13 protein-coding genes and 1 pseudogene are annotated in these 16,726 nt (G+C 59.9%); 5 read left to right on the plus strand and 9 right to left on the minus strand.

The window, feature by feature from the left end; translation table 11 throughout:
• Position 1 precedes the first annotated feature (1 nt).
• Positions 2-1,231, plus strand: coding sequence for an MFS transporter (locus ACPYOI_RS13005; protein WP_481415348.1), 1,230 nt, complete (start codon positions 2-4; stop codon positions 1,229-1,231).
• Positions 1,232-1,409: 178 nt separating this feature from the next.
• On the opposite strand, the gene ACPYOI_RS13010 is transcribed toward ACPYOI_RS13005, so the two are convergent.
• Positions 1,410-2,150 carry an SDR family oxidoreductase gene (locus tag ACPYOI_RS13010; RefSeq protein WP_481415349.1) on the minus strand — a complete coding sequence of 247 codons (741 nt, stop codon included), beginning with the start codon at positions 2,148-2,150 and terminating at the stop codon, positions 1,410-1,412.
• A gap of 402 nt (positions 2,151-2,552) precedes the next feature.
• Here ACPYOI_RS13010 and ACPYOI_RS13015 point away from each other — a divergent pair, with 402 nt between their 5' ends.
• From ACPYOI_RS13015 to ACPYOI_RS13030, 4 genes and pseudogenes are all read left to right on the plus strand, one after another.
• Positions 2,553-3,455 (plus strand): LysR family transcriptional regulator, encoded by a 903-nt coding sequence (locus ACPYOI_RS13015; protein WP_481415350.1) that lies wholly within the window; start codon positions 2,553-2,555, stop codon positions 3,453-3,455.
• Between the two features lie 69 nt (positions 3,456-3,524).
• Positions 3,525-3,809: pseudogene (locus tag ACPYOI_RS13020) on the plus strand (IS6 family transposase); the annotation flags it as partial.
• Positions 3,810-4,146: 337 nt separating this feature from the next.
• Positions 4,147-4,629 carry a hypothetical protein gene (locus tag ACPYOI_RS13025; protein ID WP_481415351.1) on the plus strand — a complete coding sequence of 161 codons (483 nt, stop codon included), beginning with the start codon at positions 4,147-4,149 and terminating at the stop codon, positions 4,627-4,629.
• Between the two features lie 75 nt (positions 4,630-4,704).
• On the plus strand, positions 4,705-6,762 hold the full coding sequence (locus ACPYOI_RS13030) for a sigma-54-dependent Fis family transcriptional regulator (RefSeq protein WP_481415352.1): 2,058 nt from the start codon (positions 4,705-4,707) through the stop codon (positions 6,760-6,762).
• A 91-nt stretch (positions 6,763-6,853) separates the two neighbouring features.
• On the opposite strand, the gene katG is transcribed toward ACPYOI_RS13030, so the two are convergent.
• The 8 genes from katG to ACPYOI_RS13070 form a co-directional block, all read right to left on the minus strand.
• The gene (gene katG, locus ACPYOI_RS13035; RefSeq protein WP_481422929.1) at positions 6,854-9,043 is read right to left on the minus strand and encodes a catalase/peroxidase HPI; all 2,190 of its coding nucleotides are present in this window, start codon (positions 9,041-9,043) and stop codon (positions 6,854-6,856) included.
• A gap of 80 nt (positions 9,044-9,123) precedes the next feature.
• Positions 9,124-10,758, minus strand: coding sequence for a chaperonin GroEL (groEL, locus tag ACPYOI_RS13040; RefSeq protein WP_481415354.1), 1,635 nt, complete (start codon positions 10,756-10,758; stop codon positions 9,124-9,126).
• 65 nt (positions 10,759-10,823) lie between these two features.
• Positions 10,824-11,633 carry an iron-sulfur cluster assembly protein gene (locus tag ACPYOI_RS13045; protein ID WP_481415355.1) on the minus strand — a complete coding sequence of 270 codons (810 nt, stop codon included), beginning with the start codon at positions 11,631-11,633 and terminating at the stop codon, positions 10,824-10,826.
• 4 nt (positions 11,634-11,637) lie between these two features.
• Positions 11,638-12,660 (minus strand): amidohydrolase family protein, encoded by a 1,023-nt coding sequence (locus ACPYOI_RS13050; protein WP_481415356.1) that lies wholly within the window; start codon positions 12,658-12,660, stop codon positions 11,638-11,640.
• 77 nt (positions 12,661-12,737) lie between these two features.
• Complete coding sequence (locus ACPYOI_RS13055; protein ID WP_481415357.1) at positions 12,738-13,106, minus strand: MmoB/DmpM family protein; 369 nt, start codon at positions 13,104-13,106, stop codon at positions 12,738-12,740.
• A gap of 17 nt (positions 13,107-13,123) precedes the next feature.
• Entirely contained in the window at positions 13,124-14,182 is a 1,059-nt protein-coding gene (locus ACPYOI_RS13060) for an aromatic/alkene monooxygenase hydroxylase subunit beta (protein ID WP_481415358.1), read from the minus strand.
• Between the two features lie 53 nt (positions 14,183-14,235).
• A complete protein-coding gene (locus tag ACPYOI_RS13065; protein ID WP_481415359.1) occupies positions 14,236-15,318 on the minus strand; it encodes a 2Fe-2S iron-sulfur cluster-binding protein in 1,083 nt (360 codons plus the stop codon).
• 98 nt (positions 15,319-15,416) lie between these two features.
• Positions 15,417-16,726, minus strand: a 1,310-nt coding sequence (locus tag ACPYOI_RS13070; protein WP_481422930.1) for a ferritin family protein, incomplete at its 5' end; no start/stop codon positions are given.

The raw sequence follows: 16,726 nt of genomic DNA on the forward strand, positions 1-16,726 counted from the left end.
AATGACGACTGCCGCAATCATGATCCGTGCTGCGGATACGACGCGGCAACGCCAGGTGCGGACGGCAAAGCGCGTCAGGCTTGCCGCCGCATTCCTGCTGATGATGGTCTCGGGCCTTGTTTGGAACTCGTTCGGGCTGTTTCTCGTAGCACTTGAAGCCGAATTCCACTGGTCGCGGTCGTCGATTTCCGGCGCTTATGGTGCCTTCGCCCTTATCAACGCGGTTACCGCGCCTTTCTTCGGTTATCTCCTCGGCCGCTATGACAGCCGCAGGCTCCTAGCGGGCGCCTCGCTGTTGCTCGCCTTCGCGTTTATGCTGACAGCTGCCGTCAGTAGCATCACCCAATATTGGCTCGCCTTTGGACTACTTGCGGGGCTTGGCACGCATTGCACAAGTTCCTATGCAGTCTTTACGGTCCTTGCGGGCCGTTTTCGCGAACGTCCGGCGACTGCGATGGCTATAGCTGACGCCGGCTCGGGCCTTGCCGCATTTCTCGGCATCCCGGTCATCCACTTGCTGATTGTACATCTTGGCTGGCGCAGCGCATATTTTTCGATTGGAGTGGCGATCGCGCTTATCGGCTTTCCAATCCATCTGCTGCTGATGGATCGTATCAAGAAGGTCCGGCGGTCTCAGTCCGCGAAAGGGACCGGTGGGCTGCCGCTGTTCGTCTTCGCTGCTCTCATCATCAGCTATTTCTGCGGTTCTGCGGTCTATCATGGCCTCCTGACGCAGCAGATCGCGCTTTTCGATGAGCAGAACATCGGTGAAGACAATGCAGTCTGGCTGGCCGCGATCGCCGGTCTCGTCGTTTTCGCCTGGCGCCTGATATCAGGTTGGGTCTGCGACTTCTGGGGACCGGCAAGGACCATGCTCATTGCAGCTTTGGCTGCCGTCATCACTTTCCTGACACTGACGGTCGTCGTGAATTCCGGCAGCAGTGCGATGCTCTTCATCTACCCCCTGGTCCTCGGCGTCGCCTTTGGCGGCCAGCAGGTTCTGCTTGCGAATGGAGCTCGGCTGATCGTAAGTCTCACGGCATTGGCCGGTGTCCTCAGCCTCTGCCGCTTGGCGTCAGGCATGGGCATGGCAGGCGGTCCTTTGATTGCCAGTTTGCTCTATGACCTGACTGGCGGCTATGCGATTGCAATCGGCGCCCTGACCGTTCTCGCAATCGCACATTTCGCGAGCTTTGCTGCTCTTTCGGCACACAAAACCAAGGCAGGATAGGCAATCCGCTGTGGCGATGCGCGGTACGCCAGCCAGACCGCTAATTTTGGAGCCAGCGATCTTGAAGGAGGACGATAGGAGTGGCCCGTCAAGAAAGCTCTGAGCCTGCCTCGGCAGGTTGACCGGCAATTCGGGAGACCGATCCTTAGACCGGTCCCCACAAATGTCTCCTAAGGCGTCAGAAGTCCTGCACGATAGGACGGACCACGATTTCGTTGACATCGACGTCGGTTGGTTGCTCGACGGCGTATGCGATTGCTCGGGCAATTGAACTTGCCGGCATGGCAATCTTATAAAAATCATGCACCGCCGATTCAGCCGTTCCGGTTGTCGTGAATTTGAGCTCGCTGTCCACCGCTCCAGGCGCAACAGTCGTTACCCGCAACTTGGTACCAACTTCTTGCCGCAATCCCTCGGAAATGGCTCGCACGGCGAATTTGGTACCGGAATAGACTGTCCCGCCAGGTGCAAAGACCTTGATGCCGGCGATCGAAGTCAGATTGATGATATGACCGCTCTCCTGCTTCAGAAAAATCGGAAGCGCCGCAGCAATGCCGTAGAGGGTCCCTTTGATATTGACGTCGATCATGGCGTCCCATTCTTCGGTGTTAACCTCCGACATGGGGCGTATCGGCATGATGCCCGCATTGTTGACCAGAACGTCAAGCCTGCCAAAATCAGCTAGTACAGCGTTGACGACGGATTTCGCCTGATCCTTGTTCACAACATCCAGCACATATGCCCTTGCGGTTCCGCCAGCCTCGGTGATCGTCTGCACGACCGCGTCGAGTTTGTCCTTCCGGCGCGCCGCTACAGCGACTTTAGCCCCTTTGGAGGCCAGATGACGCGCCGTCTCTGCACCGATGCCGGAGCCACCACCAGTAATGAGCACAACTTTATCGTTGATACCGTTGTTCATAAACGCCTCCTTTTGGCGCTGTGCTATCTATGAGAATTGCTGACCTCTTCCTGCCAAGCTCATCCTCAATGAAATCTCCCGCCACGAGACATGACTGGCCTTGAACGAAGGTTCAATGCGAAAGATCGGGATTGGCTTTTGCAAAATTCACAGTCTCGGTGGCGGTTCACGGACGATCCGTCCTCCCGGGATTTATCGTCTTCATCTCCATTCGGGGAGCAATCTCCATGCAGTATGTGCGACGAATTGCTCTGACATAACCCACGTATCTTGCATCGTATGATTGCACAGCGACATGGTAACCTGTCAGACGATGATCGAGCCTTGGGGGGACCCGTCTGGCCGTTCTTCAAGGATGCGATGCAGTTGCGAAATGCGGATTAACAATGGAGCCGACCAGGCATGGAATGGGGCGATATACGGGTCTTTTTGGGGGTTGCCAGGGCGGGACAGATGGCCGGAGCGACGCGGACACTTGGTCTCGAACAATCGACGATCAGCCGGCGCATCGTGCGCTTGGAAGAAAAGATGGGCGTTTCGCTTTTCGAGCGGGCTGGCCGACGCTTGAGCTTGACGAGTGAGGGCTCAAAACTCCTCGCAGCGGCGGAGAGGCTGGAGTCGATCATAATTCGCGATGTCATGAGCCTCAGAGAGAGCAATCGGGAAATATCAGGACGAGTCCGCATCGGTACATCGGTCGGCTTTGGCGCACATTATCTGGCAGCCCGCCTTCCCCTGCTCGGGGAGATGTTTCCCGGACTGGAAATTGAACTCGTCGCACTGCCGAGAACGTTTTCACTCGGAATGCGCGATGTCGACATCGCCATTGTCATGGATCGACCAGAAACGGGCGACGTTCGGTTTAAAAAGCTTTCATCATACGTGCTTGCGGCCTACGCTCAGTGCGACTATTTCAACTCGAGAAAGCGCCCGTTGGTCATTGAGGACCTTCGAGACCACCGTTGGTGCGGCTACATCAACGAGTTACTGTATACGACCGAACTCGACATGATGACCTTCGGCGATGTTGTCATCACGCCGGATCTTCGAACGACGGAAGTAACCGCGCAGCTCGAGGCTGTGAGAAGCGGGGCCGTTATGGGAATTTTGCCTTGCTACATGGCCGATATCGATCCGTCGCTCGAAATGATTTTGCCAGACCTTGTCCGGCTGGAGCGCACATATTGGATGGTGGTGCATAGCGACCTTGCGGAATCCCCGCGTGTGAGGACAGTCTGGCAGGAGATAGAGCGCTGGGTTCATATGGACCGAGCCCTTTTCGTTCCGGAGCGACCTCGAGATTGAGAAAACAGAAACGGCGGGGGTGATGTCAGGTTAACCGGAGTTGACGTTGTTGGCTGCTAGTCGGCGGTCATGCTCCAGCCCAAAGTCAGTTACAAGCGTCATCGTTTCCCACCGTCTGTGATCGCCCATGCGGTCCGGCTCTACTTCCGATTTCCGCTGAGCCTGCGTCTGGTAGAAGAGATGCTGTTGGAGCGCGGTATCGTCGTTTCCTCTGAGACGATCCCTTGTTGGGCCGGGAAGTTCGGCCCAGACTATGCCGGCCGTTTACGTCGAAAACCGCCAGGCCCAAGCGATGTCTGGCATCTGGACGAAGTGGTCGTGACGATTGGCGGGAGGAGACATTGGCTCTGGCGTCGCCTCACCCGCGAGCGGTGTCACGATCGGTGAACACCCGGTAAAGGCAGTTAGTTTTTTGTAAGCGTCTGGAGATCATTGGCAAGCGATCGAGTGTACCGGGTTTCCGTAAGCGGAGGGTTGTCATCTTCCGGTTTGACCGCAGATCAAAATTGAGGAGAGTTGGTCAAGACGAATTATCTCGAGCCCGATCGACCGATATCTCCGTATGCCGCCCTCCTGTACCACCATTTCGTGCCCACCGGTGATAAGGCTTTACGCTGGTGCATTGGAGGAAATGTGCTACGCTTTGCGATAACAACGCGTTAGAAAATGCAATCATGATCTGGGAGGATTCATGGTCGAGATATTTTCGAAGCGGGATGGACCTCGGCGCGAGGACGTCCAGATCAGGCGCTTCATCGAACAGAATCGTGGCGTGATCACCAAGCTTGCCGACCATCTGAGCAATGGCCGTTATTCCCTGTCCCAAAAGCCGCGCGAGCTCCCGCAGCCGGATGGGCTCATCATCAACATCGGCAATACCCCGGCCGTTGAATCCGTACCTGAGCCACGGATCAGGGCGACGCCCAATGGCCGCGTGATTGCCGTCGATGTAAATTCGGGGCGCCAACTTCAGCATTTCGGCGACATCCGCGAGACCCCCAGCGGCAAGATCTTCACCCTGGCCGTTAAGGGTAATGGCTATATCGCGCCGCTTGACGATGCGACCACCGAGGCACTTGTCGACATGGACGGCGTAGTAATTGGGACATCCTATGACGTGGAAGAACTTACGGCCGATATCGGCCGCCGTATCGACATGGTCCCGGAAACCTGATCTCCCCATTTTCGGCAAGGCCGCGGCCGCTGGCGAGCGCCGAATTTTTCTCGATGCTCAATCTGTGAGAGCTCCATGAAGCGGAATTCACATGGCATAAACGAAATTGACCCGGAACGAGTACCCCACATCTCCGCTCTCATGCCGAGCGGCGCTCTGCTGCGCTCCGATTATGATGAAGTCGGTGTTACCAAGGCTTGGGAAAGACTTCTGGAGGGCAAAAATGAAACCAAGCGCAATACACTGCCGGTGCGCTCTACAATTCACGATTCCTGGTATCGCTGCGCCGAGGGGGGCATCAATTCCCAACGCAATGAGGCACCCATCGAGACCGATCGCGATGCCGTTGAGGCGCTGACACGCGGCAGCTCCGAACTGATGGAGGCCGCAACGCGTCCATTTTCGATGATCGGCCGAATGCTGGACGGAACCGGCGCCATGCTCGCCCTCGCCGACAGTGATGGTGTCCTGATCAATGTCATTGGCGACAAGAGGACCATCTTCGACGGCATGAACATCCACCTCGGCGTTGGGGGCAAGTGGACCGAAGACGTCGTCGGCACCAATGGTATCGGGACTGCTCTTTGGACCGGCGAGCCGGTCTTCGTTCACGCGGCCGAACACTTCTGCGCCGGCATCAAGAGCTGGACCTGCGCTGGCGCGCCGATCCGGGATCCCTTCGACGGCAAGATCATTGGCGTTGTCGATCTTTCGGGACACCCCGATATCTTCCGCCTCCACAACATCGCACTCGTTGCCGCCGCGGCACGCGAGATAGAGAGAGCGCTCGCCGACTCGCAGACGGCTGAACGAATGCGGCTGCTGGAGGCCTTCATCGCCTCCGCGAACAACTATCACGCCAGCGATGGTCTGCTGATCATCGATCGGCAAGGCCGGGCAATCTACCACAACAACGTACCGTTGCCGGAAGGGCGGCGGCTCGGCGAAACCGTTCGTCAGGGCGGCGCGAACTGTTGGTCGCCGGAGCTGACGGGCTCCGGCTTTTTGGACACCGTCGCCACCAGCCTTCCTGAAACAATGCGCAATTGCGATGTTTGTCCGCTCGAACTGGACGGTGATATTCGCGGCGCCGCTCTGGTGTTCCCGAAAAATGCCGGCGGTCGAACTGTGTCGATCGTCAGTCGCGCGTCCGATCTGTTGAAGGAAGCATGCGCCCAGATCGTCGGTGAAAGCGAAGCCCTTTGCACGGCCGTCGATATAGCCTGCCGGGTCGCGGAAACGGAGGACGTGACGTCGCTACTGATCGAAGGGGAGACTGGCGTCGGCAAGGAACTGTTCGCGCGTCTCATCCATGCCGGCAGCCGAAAATCCGCCGGCAGTCCCTTCATCGCACTCAATTGCGGCGCTGTGACGAAGGAACTCTTCGGCAGCGAATTGTTCGGCCACGTGCCCGGCGCCTTCACCGGGGCTTCGCGCGACGGTAAGGCCGGTGTCTTTGAACTGGCAAATGGCGGCGTCCTCAGTCTCGACGAAATCGGTGAAATGCCGCTGGATATCCAGCCGTTCCTGCTGCGCGTGTTAGAAGAGCGCGTAGTTCACCGCCTTGGGGACAGCCGTGCGCGATCTGTCGACGTCAGGCTCGTCGCCTCGACTAACCGCGATCTCAAACAGGAGGTAGCCGCTGGTCGTTTCCGCCGCGATCTTTTCTATCGCGTCAGCGCCGTTTCGATCGAGGTCCCTCCGCTGAGGGACCGTGGTGATGACTGTCTGCTGCTGCTCGATCACTTTAATCGCATCATGGCCAATCGAAGAGGCGTGTCCTCGCTCCGTTTCACCAACGAGGTGCTTGATGCGATCGTCGCCTACCGTTGGCCCGGCAATGTACGGGAACTGCGAAATCTCGTAGAGCGGCTGCATCTCTTTGCCGGCAACCGCCTGGTCTGCATTGACGACCTACCTGCCGAGATGGCTGAACATTGGCAGGTTGGCAGTGACCCCATGGAGGCAGAAGATTATGTCCTCAGTTTTGCCGAGGCAGAGCGCCATGCAATCATTGCGGCGCTGGCGGCAGAGCGTGGTAATCTGAGCAAGGTTGCACTTCGGCTCGGAATATCGCGACCGACCCTTTACCGGAAAATGGACCAGTTCGGGATCAAGCGCAGCTATGCCTGAAAAGGTGCGCCGGCATTGCATGGGCAATGCCGGCCGCTCCGGAACACGAGGAAGTCCGGGCGCAATGGGAAGCACGCGCCCGGACGCCGTCTTACCGGGCGAGATCGAAGCGATCGGCGTTCATGACCTTGTTCCAGGCCAAGGCGAAGTCCTTGACGAACTTCGCCTTGGCATCGGACTGGCCATAGACTTCGGCGATGGCGCGAAGCTGCGAATGCGAGCCGAAGATCAAGTCGACACGGGTGCCGGTCCACTTCAGTTCGTTCGTCTTGCGGTCGCGTCCTTCGTAGACGCCGTCCTTGCCGGCAAGCGGTGCCCACTTCGTGCCCATATCGAGCAGGTTCACGAAGAAATCGTTGGTCAGCGTTTCCGGCCGCGAGGTGAAGACCCCATGTTCCGGAGCGCCCGCCTTCAGCACGCGCAGGCCGCCGATGAGGACGGTCATCTCAGGTGCAGACAGCGTCAGCAGCTGTGCCCGGTCGACGAGAGCCTCTTCGGCCCGCATGAACTGCCTGCGCTTGCCGTTGACATAGTTGCGGAACGCGTCGGCGCGCAGCTCAAGCGCAGCGAAGGACGCTGCGTCGGTCTGCGCGTCGGACGCATCCATGCGGCCCGGCGTGACCGAAACGTTGACCGTCTGGCCCGCGGCCTTTGCCGCCTTTTCGACACCGGCCGCACCGGCCAGAACGATCAGGTCGGCCAGCGATATCTTCTTGCCACCAGTCTGGGCAGCGTTGAAGTCCTTCTGGATGCGTTCGAGAATGCCGAGAACCTTGGCGAGCTGCGCCGGCTGGTTGGCTTCCCAATCCTTCTGTGGAGCAAGACGGACACGCGCACCATTGGCGCCGCCGTGCTTGTCCGAGCCGCGGAAGCTGGAGGCAGACGCCCAGGCGGTGGAAACGAGTTCCTGCACGGAAAGACCGGTCGCGAGCACTTTTTCCTTCAGACCCGCGATGTCGGCGTCGTTGACGAGCTTGTGGTCGACTTCAGGGATCACGTCCTGCCAGATCAGGTCTTCAGCCGGAACTTCCGCTCCGAGATAGCGGACCTTCGGACCCATGTCGCGGTGGGTCAGCTTGAACCAGGCGCGGGCGAAGGCGTCGGCGAACTCAGCCGGTTTTTCGAGGAAGCGGCGAGAGATCTTCTCGTAGATCGGATCGAAGCGCAGCGCCAGGTCGCTGGTCAGCATGGTCGGACGATGCTTCTTCGACGCATCGAAGGCATCGGGAACGGACGCCTCAGCGTCCTTCGCCACCCACTGCTTGGCGCCAGCCGGGCTTGTGGTCAGCTCCCATTCGAAACCGAACAGGTTTTCGAAGAAGTAGTTGCTCCACTGCGTCGGCGTCTGCGTCCAGGTGACTTCAAGCCCGCTGCCGATCGTGTCGCCGGCGCTGCCTTTGCCGAACGAACTCTTCCAGCCGAGGCCCTGGTCTTCGATCGCGCCGCCTTCAGGCTCGGAGCCGACGAAGGACGGGTCACCGGCGCCGTGGGTCTTGCCGAAGGTGTGGCCGCCGGCGATCAGCGCGACGGTTTCCTCGTCGTTCATCGCCATGCGGGCGAAGGTTTCGCGGATGTCGCGGGCCGAGGCGAGCGGATTCGGATTGCCGTTCGGGCCTTCCGGGTTGACGTAGATGAGGCCCATCTGCACGGCACCGAGCGGCTCTGCGAGTTCGCGCTCGCCGCTGTAGCGCTCGTCGCCGAGCCAGGTGCCCTCGGGACCCCAATAGAGTTCTTCCGGCTCCCAGACATCGGCGCGGCCGCCGGCGAATCCGAAGGTCTTGAAACCCATCGACTCGAGTGCAACGTTGCCGGTGAGGATCAAAAGGTCGGCCCATGAAATGCTGTTGCCGTATTTCTGCTTGATCGGCCAGAGAAGGCGGCGGGCCTTGTCGAGGTTGACGTTGTCAGGCCAGCTATTCAGTGGTGCGAAGCGCTGCTGACCCTGGCCGGCGCCACCGCGGCCGTCCGTGATGCGGTAGGTGCCGGCGCTGTGCCATGCCATGCGGATAAAGAGACCGCCGTAATGGCCGAAATCTGCCGGCCACCATTCCTGCGAGTCGGTCATCAGCGCATGAAGGTCCTTCTTCAGCGCATCGAGATCGAGCTTCTTGAATTCCTCGGCATAATTGAACGCTTCGCCCATCGGATCGGAGCGGACATTGTGGCCGTGCAGAACCTGCACGTCGAGCCGGTTCGGCCACCAGTCGCGGTTGGCCGGGCGATTTGCGGCATTGCCGTGCGGCACGGGACACTTGCTTACGCTATCAGTTTTCTGGTCCATTACGTTTTCCTTGTCGTTTCGGAAAGCTGCCCTTCGAAAGGCATCGCCGGCGGCAGATCGCCGCCGGCAATCAATCCCGGTTAGGGTCGCCCCAGTCGCTCTGCCCCGCCGCCCAGAGCCGGTCCGGCGGTCGGATCGAGCTCGTCTTCGGCGAGGTCGCCGATCAGCGTCTCCGTCGTCAGGATAAGCTTCGCCACCGATGCCGCGTTGCGCAATGCCGTGTAGGTGACGCGCACCGGATCGATGATGCCGGCTTCAATCATGTTCTGGTACTTGCCGGTCGAGGCGTTATAACCATAGCCGCCATTCACGCGGGTAACCTCCTCGACGACCGCTGCCGGATCGGCACCGGCATTGACGGCAATTCGCGAAAGTGGCCGCGTCAGCACGGACCTGACGAGGCGCACTCCTTCCGCCACATCGCCGCTGACCGTCTGCAGGACGTGATCCAGAACCGGCGCGACCTGGGCGAGCGCCGAGCCGCCGCCGGCGACGACACCCTCTTCCACCGCGGCGCGCACGGCATGCAGGGAATCCTCGATGAGCTGGATCGTGCGTTTCTGCTCGACGGGCGTGACCCCGCCGGCATAGATCACGGCCGTACCGCCGGAAAGCTTGGCAAGCCGCTCGCGCAGCTTGTCCTGCTCGATATTGGGCGGCGCGATCTCGTATTGACGCTGAACTTGCGCCCGCCGTGCGGCGATCGCCGCCGGATCGCCGCCGCCGCGGACGATCGTGGTGTAGGTGGAAGTGGTTCTCACCCGTTCGGTCGAACCGAGATCGTCGGAGGTTATGTCCTCCAGCCTGCCGCCGAGGTCACGGGCAATCACCCGGCCGCCGGTCAGAATCGCCAGATCCTCCATCAGCGCCTTTCGCCAATGGCCGTATTCCGGGGGGTGTATGACCAGATATTTGCCGGAGCCCTCTTTGCCGAGCAATGCCACAACGGCCTCCGGCGACATCTCTTCGGCAAGGATCAGCAGGGGCCGGCCCGCCGCGTCGGCGATGCGGCGAGCTGCGTCGAGGGAGGATGGATCCTTGATCTTGAGATCGGTCATCAGGATGAGGGGATGTTCGAGAACGGCCTCCATCTTGTCCTTATCGGTGACCATGTGATGCGAGAGGTAACCGCGGTCGAACAACATTCCCTCGGCGACATCCAGCGTGGTCTCCGTCGTCACGCTGAAATCGGTGGTGATGACGCCCTCCGTTCCCACCCGTTCATAGGCCTCTGCGACGAGCGCGCCGAGCTTCGGATCGGTGGCGGCGATATTGGCGACCGCCGACAGAACGCCATTGCCGTTGACCGGCCTGGCCCTGCTCCTCAGCGCCTCTACGATCTTCTCCACCGCGAGATCGATGCCCTTGCAGAGGTCGACGGATTTGGCGCCTTGCTCATTGGCCGCGATCCCCTCCTGCACCAGCGCATTGGCCAGCACGATGGCCGTCGTCGTGCCGTCGCCGGCAATATCGTTCGTCTGCATTGAGACTTCGCGGACCACTTGCGCGCCCATGTTCTCAAAACGATCGGAGAGCTCGATCTCCGAGGCGATGCTGACGCCGTCGCGCGTGACCAGCGGCGTGCCGATCGGACGGTCGATCATGGCATTCATTCCCCGGGGGCCGAGAGTGGGCTCGACCGCAGCGGCGAGCCGCCCGACGCCGCGCGCAAGCGCGCGCCGAGCTTCGGAATTGTGTAGCATCAGTTTTGGCATGACTCCTCCTCCTTCCGCCTGAACGGCGGTTCGTTGCGTGGGATCTTTCCCTGCAGGCTGTCGTCTTAATGATCGGTCGCGTGAGGCGGTATGGCGGGAGACGGAACGCGCCCGACGATGAAGTCGACCAAGGTCGGCTCGCCGTCGATCCTTTCCATCTCCTTGTATCGCGTCTGCTTCAGCCCACGACAGAGCGCGCCGTTGAACTCCATGTTGATGCGCACGCTGCGGAGGTGGGCGAGATGAGTCGCCAATGCATCCACTTCGACCGGCGTGCCCTCCCAATCGACGATCACCCTGGCATTCGCACGCAAGCCGGGCCGGCGCGCGAGCAGAGACTCGCGATAGCGGAGCCTGCGCTTGGCCGTATCGTTCTCTCCTCTAGGCAGAGCATCCAGATCGATGAGCGTCATGCCGACGATCGCCCCATCGGAAAGTCCGGCAGCCCGGAGGTCGAGGATCACTGCCTCCTGCCGCCGCTTGAAAGCCTTGAGACGAAACTTCTCGCGCAACGCTTCCAGATCGACCTTTTCGGCTAATGTGCCGAAAATCTCCCCGAAGCTCTTGCCGTCTGCAATCCCCTGGTTCACTTCCTCCGCGAACATGTGGTCATGCAGTGCAATGCGGAAGCGCGGCGACCATGACAGCGCCTCGAGCGCCGCCCGCATGTCCTCCAGCATCAGGAACGCGAAATTGGGCGAGCACCAATAGGTTGGCAGGCGAAAGTCGACTTCGACGTCGCCATTGTCGGCGATCCCAACCTGCTCGATGAAACCCATCTCCGTGACCGGTTCATCCAATTCCGGGTCGTTCACCTGCTCCAACCGCCGCCAGAGCTCCCTCTGGCGGCTTTCATTCAGACCGGTGGCGCTCATCGGCTCACTCCGCGGCAACGCTGAATGGCGATCCGGCAAGCGCTTTCTTCTTCGCGGCGATGTCGATGCCGTAGAGGCGTGCCGCATTCAGGCCGAGGATCTTCTCCTTGATCTCCAGCGTCAGATCGACGCCGCGTTCCTGCTTGATATCCTCGGGCAATTCGAACGCCCAGAACTTCTCAACCAGCCAGCGCGGCGTCCAGATCGCGTAGTCGGACCCAAACAGGATTTTCTCGGGACCGACCCAGAACAGCAGTTCGGAAATCACCTCGGCGAAATAGCGTGGCCGCGAATGGATGAACGGCAGGGCCACGGCAAGCCCGCCATAGACATTGGTCTCCTGGACGCCAATCCAACAGAAGTCGTCGAGGCGCGGCAGGCCGCAATGCTCGACGATCCAGTTGAGGTTTTGGAAGTCTGTCGCGGCATAGTCGACGTCATGGACGTCGAAGGCATCCTTGTTGAGCGGAATGATCGTCGGGCCCTTGTGGACATGGATGTTCTTGATGCCGAGCTTCTCGCAGAGCTCGAAGCAGCGATAGGCGTCGGGATCGTTGAGCCTCCAGCCCTTGGAGGCGCCGTTCCATTCGGCCGTGTACATCTTCACGCCCTGAATGTCGTAGGTCTCCTTCATGTAGTGAATGTATTCGATGGCCTTCTCGCCATCTCGCGGATCGAAGGAGCCATTGACGATGAAGCGTTCCGGATAGCGCTTGGCCATCTCGGCATTGCGCTCGATCGTGTTGAAGCCGTTCTTGTAGAAATCCTTCAGATAGGTCGACTGGACGATCGCCACGTCGTCGGGACCATCGATGAACAGATCCCGGTAGAGGTCGTCGGCGCTGTATTTCTCGAACTTGCTCTTCTCCCAAAGCTGCTCCTTGGGGCTGAGCGCAGTGTGGTAGGCATAGAAGCATTCGACGAACTGCTTGCCGTGAATGTTTCGCTGGTTTTCCGGGCTTCCGTCCCAGAAATGCGTATGGCCGTCGACGATGAAAATCTCTTTGCCTTCGGGTGTGACGTACATGGTTTTCTCCTCCAAACCTGTCTTGTTTCGAGGAGGCGCGCCCTTGAAGGGCACGCCTCCAATCGCCGTTCGGGATGTCAGATGTATTCGAACACCTCATCCATATCGCCGAAGAGGATCACGGTGTTGTCGTCGATACGGACCATGCGGCCATAGTGCGTGGACGTGTTGACCTCGAAGATTTCAGCGGTCATCTCCCGTCCGAGATATTCGCTGATCTCATCCATCTTGAAGATCAGCTTGCCATCGCCGTCGATGCGGATCATGGCAGGCTGGTAAGTGACGATCACACCGGGCTTCTTGCTCATGAATTCGGCAATGGCGCGCGCTTCGACGGAGTCGTTCATGGTGACGCCACACTGGTGGGAAATCGTCTGCTCGAAGGTGATATCCTTCATGGACTTGAAGATGTTGTCGTGCGAGTTGTCGCGTGCAACGGTTGACATGGAAAACACTCCTCCGATTAGCGCTTGAGATCGAGTTCGCCGAGAATCTTGCCGAGGCGTTCCTGGCTCTGGGCCTGGACGTCGGCGAAGGAAACCGGCTTGGAATGCGGCATCGACCAGATCGGCTGAAGCCCCTGCGCGGCTTTTTCAGCCAAGGCCCCATGCTTGGCGAGCCAGCCCTGGACGATCTTCCTGTTGAAGTCGCCGTAGGAATCGTCGTTGGCGAGCAGGTAGATCAAGTCGATCGCGTTGGCGAGATTGCGCTCGTAGTCTGCCTCGGCCGCGGAGACTACCGGCGGCGTGACGAAATCGTGGTTGGCGGCGGCTACCTGCATCAGGAAACCCGAGCGGAACAGTTCGCCTACCAACGGCTCGAACACGATGTTGATCGCGAAATACTGCTCGAGATAGTCGGTCGCGCCCATGATGGTCTCGATCGCCTCGCGGGTGGGCTGCCAGATGCCGTCCTCGAGCCAGGTCTTCTTGCCGAGCTCATCGTCCCAGCCCGGAATGTCCATGCCGATCTCTGCGAGATAGAGGGTGATGTCCTGCGCGAGGCGGAGCTTGTAGGAGGAGTTGGTGAGCGTGGCGTTGTTGATCATCTGGGTGTAGCCGTAGCGCTGCGCCTGCATCAGCGAGGTGCCGAGGCCGAACTCCACATGCTTCCAGGCTCCGAGATGCGCCTGCAGGATCTTGGCCCAGGCCTTGTCGAAGGTCTTCGGCGCGCCGGCGCGGCGAGCATTGGCGATGACGCTCTGCACCATGGTCTCGATCTTCGATTGCCGCTGGTAATGGGTTCGCTCCCACTCCTGGTCAGGCGCGCGGAAGGCATGCCAGTTGGAGCTTCTGACGGCGGTGTTGTCCTTGACATAGGCGCCCTTGCCATTGGCAAAGGAGATGATCCAGTTCTGGATCAGGTAGCGCTCGGGATCCGGCTGAACGTCGACGGTGACGTCCTCGTAATGCGTGGCACGCTGGCCCTTCGGCTCGAAATAGCGGTATCTGCGGCTGTCGGAATCGGCGAATATCGCCGCTCCGGCGGCCCCTGATCCGACTGAACTTGATAATGCTGGCATAGTTCTCGCTCCCTTGTTGCGTTGCGGTGTTGCTGTCCGATCTTCGTCCAGCTCTAGTGACCCGGAGCTCCTCCGGACGAAGTCGTGAATTTGTCAAAGAAGATGCGTTCGGATTCGAAGCCGTTCATGAAAAGAACCGGCTGCAGCGCGTCGATCATGACCGGTGGGCCGCAGGCATAGACATCGCCTTCACCGTCGATCCCGAGCTCCTTGAGCCTGGCGTCGACCGCCTGGTGGACGAAGCCGCGTTCGCCCGACCAATCGTTGGTTTCGTCGGCGTGCGACAGCACCGGTATGAAGGTCACTTCCGGATGGCGATCGACGAGCGCGGCGATCTGGTCGAGATAGAAGAGGTCGTCCGGCGTCCTCGCCCCATAGAAGAAATAGACGGACCGGGATTCCCCGCTCAGCAGATGATCGTTGAGGATCGACCAGACCGGCGACATGCCGGAGCCGGCGCCGACCAGCACTAGGGGTCCTTCACGTTCTTCCCGTCGGAAGCAGGTGCCGTAAGGTCCGACGACGGTGACGTCTGCTCCGACGCGGATTCCTCCTGAATCGAGCTCGCCGGAGAATTTTCCTTGCGGGTATTTCTTGATGATGAAGGAGAGTTTCTGGGTTTCGCGCGGCGTATTTGCCATGGAGAACGAGCGTGTAATCGTCTCCCCTTTTTCCGTGGTGACCGTGATGTCGACATATTGCCCCGCCCAGAACTTCATCGGGGAACCCAGTTCGATTTCAATGCCTCTGATATCGTGGGTGAGCTTCTGGATATTGGAAATGCGACCCTTGAAGCTCTTTACGGCGATCGATTTCGACAGCACCTCCTCGTCGTAGTTGAGAAGCTCGACCTCCATATCCGAGTAGGCCATGGAGCGGCACAGCAGTATGTGACCGGAATCCTTTTCCATGTCGTTCAGTGCGAAGGTCGAATATTTGAGCATGTCGACTTCGCCGTCGAGCAGGACGCATTTGCAGGCGGAACATTGTCCTTCCTTGCAGCCATGCGGCAGTGCGATGCCCTGTCGGAATGCGGCGTTCAGGACCGTCTCGCCGTTCTCGACCTCGAACTCCACGCCGACCGGCTCCAGCCGCACCTTATGGGCGGCCACATGCACTTTTTGGGCGTCAGCCATATCAAAAAATCTCCCAAATCCGACCGTTCCCCGGAGGGAGCGGTCTCTTCCCGGATGCCGCGAAGGCCGGCGAACGGCCTTCGCGCGTTGTCATGCGCTCAGTTGCAAGGATTGATGGTGAAGCCGGCGCGGTATTCGGCGATGTGCTTTTCCCGCTCCGCCGGCGACATTTCACGCAGCAGCGTCAGCGGCGACAGCAGCGTGTGGCCGCGGACGTCGTCGAGCGTCCACATGTCCTTGGAGTCGAAGCGCAGGTGCGGCTGCGGCACCAGCGTCTTGCCGTCGGAGCGAACGAAGTTCAGGTCCTTGATCGCGTCGGCAAGATCCCAGCCGTGGTAGAGCGTCTCCCACTCGCGCTTGCCGCTGAAGCGGCCCATCGCGGGCGTCGGCCGGCCCTGATATTCGTCTGCGAATGCCTCGACGGCGGTCCAGCGGTCGAGCTCATGGGCGAAGGTGTGCAGCTCGCCGTCGATCTCGTCGACCACCATGTCCTCGCGGATCAGGCAGGGAACGAGGCAGCTCCAGCAGCGATGCGGATAAACGTAGCCGACATCCTCGTTAAAGGTGATGATCGTTTCGCCTGGGCGGCTCAGCTTGTCGTACCACCGCCAGAACTCGCCGAACTGGGCATACCAGCCCGGATACTTGTGCTCGAACCATTCGAAGTCGGCTTCGCGCTGGGCCTCGATGCGCCAGAAGTTGACCGGCCAACCGACCGCGAAGAACTGCGCGACCTTGTGGACGTAGTGCTTCTTGGTGATGCGGTTCCAGGCTTCATGCACGTCGTCGTGGTGGATCTTGATGCCGTATTTTTCGAGCGGCAGCATGTAGGTGCGATAGTAGTCCTCGAAGATCCAGCGATGCCACATCTCCGCGTAGGACTCCTTGTTCTTGTCGCGGTTCGTGGTGCCGTATTCGATGAAGGTGCCGATGGCCGCATCGACGATGGCGTGGTTCTGCCAGAAGGCGTAGCGCAGGTCGCGCTCCAGAAGCAGGTGGTTTTCCGGCTCCTTCAGTGCCGCCATCAGCAGCGAATGGCCGTTGCCGATATGCCGGCTTTCGTCGGACTGCACCGACAGGAACACGGTCGGCAGGGCATAGTCGCCGTTGCGGGCGGCCTCTGACGGCATTGCGACGAAGAGCGTGTTGGTGAACGCGGTCTCCGCAACCACGGTCAGGTACAGGCAGGCCGAGGTCATCACGTCGCCGGTGATGAAGCCCTCACCGAACTGGCGGCCGATCGTCGTGGCGTAGCACTTGCCGAAGGCTTCCTCGGTGATGTCGAAGCCGGCCGGATCGATGTAGTTCTCCATGTACCATTTTTTCAGGTTCATCTGGATGGTCGAATGGCGGAACTCGTCGACCATCTGCATGGTGAAGCCGGTGCGAAGGTCTTCACCCGGAGCGA

It is taken from the genome of Rhizobium sp. SVR5-2C, from assembly GCF_056755115.1.

What these genes read in the sequence shown, in the direction of transcription:
- ACPYOI_RS13025 (WP_481415351.1), top strand. Translation starts at nt 4,147, where the DNA reads ATGGTCGAGATATTTTCGAAGCGGGATGGACCTCGGCGCGAGGACGTC.
- ACPYOI_RS13055 (WP_481415357.1), bottom strand. Translation starts at nt 13,106, where the DNA reads ATGTCAACCGTTGCACGCGACAACTCGCACGACAACATCTTCAAGTCC.
- ACPYOI_RS13010 (WP_481415349.1), bottom strand. Translation starts at nt 2,150, where the DNA reads ATGAACAACGGTATCAACGATAAAGTTGTGCTCATTACTGGTGGTGGC.
- ACPYOI_RS13045 (WP_481415355.1), bottom strand. Translation starts at nt 11,633, where the DNA reads ATGAGCGCCACCGGTCTGAATGAAAGCCGCCAGAGGGAGCTCTGGCGG.
- ACPYOI_RS13060 (WP_481415358.1), bottom strand. Translation starts at nt 14,182, where the DNA reads ATGCCAGCATTATCAAGTTCAGTCGGATCAGGGGCCGCCGGAGCGGCG.
- katG (WP_481422929.1), bottom strand. Translation starts at nt 9,043, where the DNA reads ATGGACCAGAAAACTGATAGCGTAAGCAAGTGTCCCGTGCCGCACGGC.
- groEL (WP_481415354.1), bottom strand. Translation starts at nt 10,758, where the DNA reads ATGCCAAAACTGATGCTACACAATTCCGAAGCTCGGCGCGCGCTTGCG.
- ACPYOI_RS13030 (WP_481415352.1), top strand. Translation starts at nt 4,705, where the DNA reads ATGAAGCGGAATTCACATGGCATAAACGAAATTGACCCGGAACGAGTA.
- ACPYOI_RS13065 (WP_481415359.1), bottom strand. Translation starts at nt 15,318, where the DNA reads ATGGCTGACGCCCAAAAAGTGCATGTGGCCGCCCATAAGGTGCGGCTG.
- ACPYOI_RS13050 (WP_481415356.1), bottom strand. Translation starts at nt 12,660, where the DNA reads ATGTACGTCACACCCGAAGGCAAAGAGATTTTCATCGTCGACGGCCAT.
- ACPYOI_RS13015 (WP_481415350.1), top strand. Translation starts at nt 2,553, where the DNA reads ATGGAATGGGGCGATATACGGGTCTTTTTGGGGGTTGCCAGGGCGGGA.
- ACPYOI_RS13005 (WP_481415348.1), top strand. Translation starts at nt 2, where the DNA reads ATGACGACTGCCGCAATCATGATCCGTGCTGCGGATACGACGCGGCAA.